At 69.2% G+C, this 6,105-nt stretch carries 5 protein-coding genes and 2 pseudogenes; 4 read left to right on the forward strand and 3 right to left on the reverse strand.

Going from position 1 to position 6,105, the window contains the following annotated elements; translation table 11 throughout:
* Positions 1 to 496 precede the first annotated feature (496 nt).
* Positions 497 to 877: an LURP-one-related family protein gene (locus ABTZ58_RS39605; RefSeq protein WP_351368242.1), complete on the reverse strand. Its 381-nt coding sequence runs from the start codon at positions 875 to 877 to the stop codon at positions 497 to 499.
* A 592-nt stretch (positions 878 to 1,469) separates the two neighbouring features.
* On the opposite strand from ABTZ58_RS39605, the gene ABTZ58_RS39610 reads away from it, so the two are divergent.
* Together ABTZ58_RS39610 and ABTZ58_RS39615 are read left to right on the forward strand one after the other, a co-directional pair.
* Complete coding sequence (locus tag ABTZ58_RS39610; protein ID WP_351368245.1) at positions 1,470 to 2,762, forward strand: MFS transporter; 1,293 nt, start codon at positions 1,470 to 1,472, stop codon at positions 2,760 to 2,762.
* Positions 2,763 to 2,849: 87 nt separating this feature from the next.
* The gene (locus ABTZ58_RS39615) at positions 2,850 to 3,635 is read left to right on the forward strand and encodes a M15 family metallopeptidase (protein WP_351368248.1); all 786 of its coding nucleotides are present in this window, start codon (positions 2,850 to 2,852) and stop codon (positions 3,633 to 3,635) included.
* A gap of 640 nt (positions 3,636 to 4,275) precedes the next feature.
* On the opposite strand, the gene ABTZ58_RS40440 is transcribed toward ABTZ58_RS39615, so the two are convergent.
* Both ABTZ58_RS40440 and ABTZ58_RS40445 read right to left on the reverse strand, forming a co-directional pair.
* A complete protein-coding gene (locus ABTZ58_RS40440; protein WP_502996219.1) occupies positions 4,276 to 4,413 on the reverse strand; it encodes a hypothetical protein in 138 nt (45 codons plus the stop codon).
* On the reverse strand, positions 4,388 to 4,690 hold the full coding sequence (locus ABTZ58_RS40445; RefSeq protein WP_502996220.1) for a DUF8841 domain-containing protein: 303 nt from the start codon (positions 4,688 to 4,690) through the stop codon (positions 4,388 to 4,390). The genes ABTZ58_RS40440 and ABTZ58_RS40445 overlap by 26 nt, the downstream gene beginning before the upstream one ends.
* Before the next feature lie 39 nt (positions 4,691 to 4,729).
* On the opposite strand from ABTZ58_RS40445, the pseudogene ABTZ58_RS39625 reads away from it, so the two are divergent.
* A pseudogene (locus ABTZ58_RS39625) lies at positions 4,730 to 5,010 on the forward strand (ArsR/SmtB family transcription factor); the annotation flags it as partial.
* A 28-nt stretch (positions 5,011 to 5,038) separates the two neighbouring features.
* A pseudogene (locus ABTZ58_RS39630) lies at positions 5,039 to 5,956 on the forward strand (IS5 family transposase).
* Positions 5,957 to 6,105: the final 149 nt, after the last annotated feature.

Genomic DNA, 6,105 nt, shown 5'->3' on the forward strand with positions numbered 1-6,105 from the left:
ACCGTCGCCGACGCGGCCGAGCTGATGGGTAGTCAGGGCCCGTGGCTCGCCTTCACCACCGAGCACGACGACGTCGACGGACCCTCCCCCTGTGAGGGTCCGGATCCGCTCGGGTCCCCCGGCCGGTGGTGGACGCAACTGTGTCCGGACGACAACGGGCCAGTTCGGCCCCGGGGTTGTCCAGCACGGCATCACTCTGGCGCCGGACAGATGGTGGACGAGCGCCTGCCCGGATGGGGAACCGCTCATTACCCCGGGCATGGGCAACCGGGCGGACCGAGCCCCCTGCCCTCGCCCGCGGGGAGCGTCAAGTGCCGTGGGCTACGGACCGGATGGTGGGGGTGCCCCGCAGTACGTGCGTGACAGGAGCGGTGGTCCCGGAGGACCCCTTGTTGAGGAACAGCACGCCCTGAGCCCGCGCGAACACCGCCCGCGGTGTTCGCGACGAGGGCACCTTCTGAAGTGCCAACGCCGGCCGCCGGTCCTCGGTGTGGGGTCAGCGTGACTGCAGGGCGTCCAGCGCCACCGCCTGAGCGATGGCCAGGCGACGGTCGATGCCGGGGGACCGGATGTCGAGCACGTAGTGGTCACGCAGCCCGAACCTCTTGTCCACCGACATCACCGGTCCGCCCACGCCGTCGGCGGTGAAGCCGAAGTGGTACGGCCACGCAAAGGGCAGGGCGTCGACGAAGGGCAGCACCTGCCAGGCCCGCCGCAGGACGGCCACCGTCTGGCTGCGCTCCCTCCCGGTCAGTTCGGCCGCGTCCCCCTGCCGCATGAGCCAGGTCGAGCGCACCAAAGAGGCGGCGGCCTTCTTCTTGAAGAACCCGATGGTCTGGCCCGCGGCGTCCATCACGTCGTAACCGGATACCTTCACCCGCCTCTACGACTGGCCAACCCGAACGGTTCGAAGCCGGTCAGCGGCACGCCCACTCCCCCGCCCACAACGTCTCACCGCCGGTGAACCGACACCCGGGGGTCCCGCGCCCGCGACCGCCACCGGCGGCACCGCGACGGTCGCGGCGGACCCGGTCGAGAACCGCGCGGCCAGGAATTGGGGTGCGCGCAACGGCGGGACGGCCGTGATCACCGTGCGCTCCGGCGGGGCGGCCCCGGCCCGGCGACCGGATGCCCGCCGCCAGTCCTGCTCTGCTGGTCCCGGCCCGGGGATCATCGTCGTCCACGAACTGAACGCCAGGACGGCCATGCGGGGTGATAGCCGGCCACCAGCGCGCACACCGAACTACGCCTGCCAGTCGATCGGCGTGGAAGTGCACCTGGCCCGCACGCGTTCCCGCGCAACGATCAGCCTTTACATTCTCCTTTCCAGCCGGAATGACACACGCATCACTGATTCGCTCGAGCTAATACAGCAGACCTTCTCATTCATTGTCCGCGGTCATGAACCCCGTCTTCCTCACTCGCGTAGTAGCGGGATGGACGATGAGATCCGACCGGCCGGAGACGACATGCCACACAGCACCACCCAGCCCGCGACAGGCTGGTCCGCGCCAGCGCGGCGGCCCCGCGCCCGCCTGGCGGCCCCGCTGTACCTGTCGTCCGTCCTCATCACCTTCGTCGCCGCGTCCAGCGCGCCCACTCCGCTGTACCAGGTGTACGAGGCGGAGTGGGGCCTGACGTCAGCGACGCTGACCGTCGTCTACAGCGTGTACTGCATCAGCGTGCTCGCCTCCCTGTTGGTCACCGGTTCCCTCTCCGACCATCTGGGCCGGCGACCGGTGATCTGCGGCGCGCTGGTGCTGGAGGCGGTGTCCATGGTCGTCTTCCTCCAGGCGGAGGGAGCCGGCGCGTTGATCCTTGCCCGCGTCCTGCAGGGCCTCGCCACCGGCGCCGCGACAAGCGCCCTGGGCGCGGCCTTACTGGACGTCGCGCCTCAGCGCGGCACCGTCGTCATCAGCCTCGCGCCACTGCTCGGCATGTCGGCGGGCACACTGGGCGCCAGCCTCACGCTGCATCTGCTTCCCTCCGTGAGGGGCACGGCCTACGCCCTGCTGCTGGCGGCCCTGCTGGTGCAGCTCACCGGCCTGCTCGCGTTGCCGGAGAGCGGGCGGCGCAAGTCCGGCGCGGTCGCCTCACTTCGCCCGCGCCCACGGGTGCCCGCACTGGCCCGCACGACGCTGTGGCGGGTGAGTCCCCTGTTCGTGGCGATCTGGTCACTGGGCGGGTTCTACCTGTCCCTCGGGCCCGCACTGACCGGGCTGGCCATGGGACCGGGCTCAGCGGCACGCGACGGCCTGATCGTCTGCGTCCTCACCGTCTGTGCCGTGGCGGCCGTCGCGTTCACCCGCACCATGGCCGCCGAGCACGTCATCGTCCTCGGGGCGTCATTGCTGAGCACCGGGGTCGCCCTGACCCTCGCGGCGGCGGCGGGCAGGTCCGGTCCGCTGTTCCTCGCCGGCACCGCGCTGGCCGGGCTCGGCTTCGGTCCGGCCTTCCAGGCGGGCCTGCGCCTGGTGACGTCCCGGGTGGCGCCGCACCAGCGGGGGGGTCTCATGGCATCCGTCTACGTGGTCACCTACCTGGCGATGTCGGTCCCCGTACTGGCGGCCGGGGTGCTCGTGGAGCGGTACGGCCTCCTCGACGGCGCCTTGTGCCTGGCGGCCTTCGTCGTCGTGCTCGCCCTGCTGCCGCTGACCACCCGGCACACCCGTGTGGCGCCGGTCCGGGGTGACACGGGGGCAAATCCGCAAACGCTCGGGGAACCGGTTCACCGAGAAGCGACTGCCGACCTGGCACGGTAATTGCGTATTACATTTCCCCATCCACAGCCCTTGAACTGATGCTACATTCCTCGCATGTCACTCCGAAGAACGCGTTCAGCGCACATAATGGCATTTGCCATCGGCATTCTTTCTCTGCTTCTGGGAAGTATTTCCCACACCACGGCGGCCGCAGCCGAAGAGCTTCCGCTGAAGGCTCCTAAAGAATTCGTCGCCCTCAAGGATGTCGCGCCGTCGGTCCTCTCGGACATGCGCTACACCACACCCCACAACTTCGTCGGCGAGAGGATCGACGGCTACGACGAGCCGCTGTGCATCCTCACCTCCGCCGCAGCCCAGGCCCTGAACCGGGCACAAGCCAGGCTGCGAGCCCAGGGTTACACGCTCAAGGTCTACGACTGCTACCGGCCGCAGCGGGCCGTGGACCACTTCGTGCGGTGGGCGCAGGACTTGGACGACGAGCGGATGAAGGCCGAGTTCTACCCCAGGGTCGACAAGTCCCGTTTGTTCACCGACGGTTACATCGCCGAGAAGTCGGGACACAGCCGCGGCAGCACCGTCGACCTCACGCTGGTCAAGCTTCCAGCCGCCGCCACCCGTCCTTACGTGCCCGGTGAGCCACTGGTCCCCTGCTACGCGCCGGTCACCGAACGGTTCCCCGACAACTCGGTGGACATGGGCACGGCGTTCGACTGCTTCGACACCCTGTCCCACACCCTCGACCCCCGCGTGCAGGGCCAGCAACGCGCCAACCGATTGCTGCTGAAGACGACCCTGGAAGCGGTCGGCTTCACCAACCTGCCTGAGGAATGGTGGCACTTCACCTACACCGCGGAGCCCTTCCCCTCGACCTACTTCGACTTCCCTGTCACCCGGACCTCCCTCACCAGGTGACCGTCCCGGCAGAACCGCGGCGGCCGAACGGTCCGCACCGGCCGGCCGCCGCTCCAGCTCAGCCGGGTGGACGCTGCGAACAACGTCTCGCCGCCGATCCGGAGCTGTACCGGGCGCTGTCACATCGGGTCCCGCAAAACCCGCGCGGCAGGTGATCGTCACCGAAGTTCCGTTCCTACGGCGCGACCCACCGCGAGGTCATGTCGAGCACCGCCAGTCGGACGTACCGCAACAGCCAGGCGGCACCAGCCCACCAGACAGCCCGAACGGGCGCTAGAAGGCTTCCGCTCCGCAGGCGGAGCACAGCGGTTCGTCTCCGCGTTCCGCGGCTCCTCACCCCCACGTCCGACCTCACCACCGTCTTCTCACCGCCCTCGATCACCGAGCGGACACGACCATCCACTTCGTCATCTGGGACCACGTCATCTGAGTCGTCGGGGCCACGACGACCTGCCCCAGGCTGGCACGCGAACTGACCGACGACTACCAGACGGGCTGGGCCGACGCGGGTCGAGTTCCACGTGGGAGAGGTCCACCAGACAGGAGCCAGGGATCTGGGAGTGGAGCGCCGGGGCGTGGAAGTGGTCGGGGGCGGACAGGCCGATGACCAGGCGGGCCGCAGCCGCGAGGAACGCCGTGTTCAGGCCCAGGCCGACGGCGAAGGGCAGTGTGCACTCTCGCCGGTCAGCAGGTCGACGTCGCGCACCCACTGGTACGCGCCCTCGTCGAGGAAGCCGCCCGTCCAGCCGGAGTCAATGCGCGCCCACAGGCCGAACACGCACTGCCACTTGGTCTTCAATCACCTGCTCGACCACCGCATGCTCCTCCGACAGGCGCGGGCAGCGGCGCTGCTCGTGGCCCTGAACGTGCTCGGGCAGCCCGAGCTTCACGGCTGCTGCCGCAGTGAGCACGATCAGCGGGTCGACCTTCCGTAGCGGTTCTTTCGGCGCACCCAGACCGGCCTCCTTGCCGGGACCGTGGTCCCCGGGCAGACCGGCACGATGCCGTCCGTGCCGTTTCGCGGAACCGTCACCATCCAGCATGGCGAAGCCCATCGTTCAGAAAAGTTCTCCCATCAGAGAATATCTGTCGCCATGGACGCACTCCTCACCGCACTGGCCGACCCCGTCCGCTGGCGCCTCGTGTGCCTGTTGGCCGAGCAACCCCGCTCGGTGGGCGTCCTCGCCCAGCTCGCCGAGGCACGCCAGCCGCAGACGACCAAGCATCTGCAGACCCTTGAGCGCGCCGGCGCCGTCACCTCGCAGCCCCCCGGCCAGCGCCGCATCTACGCGCTCCGGCCTGCCCCCTGCGGGACCTGGCCGCCGCGCTCAGCAGTCTCGCCGACACCGCGGACCAGGCTGATGGCCCCCGAGCGGCCTAGGCACTGTCTGATAATTGATCTTGTGGTGGGTCGGGGTGAGTTGACGGATGCGGCATGGGAGCGGATGGCGCCCCTGCTGCCCGGTGTTGACGGTCCTGGTCGTCCGTGGCGGGATCACCGGCAGGTGATCAACGGGGTGTTGTGGCGGTTGCGGACTGGTGCTCCGTGGCGCGACCTGCCGGAACGCTACGGGCCGTGGCAGACGACCTATGAACGGTTCGCCCGCTGGGAGGCGGACGGAACTTGGGCTCGCCTGCTCGAGCAGGTCCAGGTCCAGGTCCGCGACGACTCCGTCGGAGCCGTGGAGTGGACGCTGTCGGTCGACTCCACGATCAGCCGGGCCCATCAGCACGCCGCCGGAGCCCGCAAAAAGGGGCGGCGGCAAGGGACGAACTGGAAGATCCGGCACGTCCGTCGGCTGGCCAGGCGCTGGGCCGGTCTCGCGGCGGGCTGACCACCAAGCTCCACCTCGCCTGCGACGGCCGGGGCCTGCCCCTGGCTGTCGTCGTCACGCCCGGCAACATCAACGACTCCACCGTCTTCGACACGGTCATGGATGAGGTGAGGGTGCCCCGGACCGGCGCCGGGCGCCCCCCGGCTCAGGCCCGATGCGGTCGTCGCGGACAAGGCGTACTCCTCCCCGGCGATCCGCCAGTCCCTGCGACGCAGAGGCATCCGGGCGGTGATCCCGGAGCGGGCGGACCAGAAGGCCAGCCGCCTGCGGCGAGGGAAGGCCGGCGGCAGACCGCCAGCCTTCGACCGCGAGCTCTACAAGGCCCGCTACCTGGTCGAGCGCTGCTTCAACCGCCTCAAGCAGTTCCGCGCGATCGCCACCCGCTTCGACAAACTCGCCACGCGCTACAAAGCCGGAGTACACCTCGCCGCACTCATCCTGTGGCTCCGCGAACCCAACCAAGATCCTTTGTCAGACAGGACCTAGTACTCCAGTTGCAGTTCGCTATCTCTGCTGGTCAGAGGCGCTTTCTTGAGTCTGTTCGGCTGCCGTGGCGCCTGGTGCCGGAAGTTCGTAACCTCCACCGCAGCGGTCCGTTGTGATTGTCATGCAGGATGTGCGGCCCGACGTTTGGT

The sequence above is a fragment of the Streptomyces sp. NPDC094143 genome (assembly GCF_040303825.1).
Lineage (GTDB): Bacteria > Actinomycetota > Actinomycetes > Streptomycetales > Streptomycetaceae > Streptomyces.

Excerpts from the sequence above, each read along its gene's own strand:
- ABTZ58_RS39615 (WP_351368248.1), top strand. The coding sequence starts at position 2,850 with ATGGCATTTGCCATCGGCATTCTTTCTCTGCTTCTGGGAAGTATTTCC.
- ABTZ58_RS40445 (WP_502996220.1), bottom strand. The coding sequence starts at position 4,690 with ATGGGCTTCGCCATGCTGGATGGTGACGGTTCCGCGAAACGGCACGGA.
- ABTZ58_RS39610 (WP_351368245.1), top strand. The coding sequence starts at position 1,470 with ATGCCACACAGCACCACCCAGCCCGCGACAGGCTGGTCCGCGCCAGCG.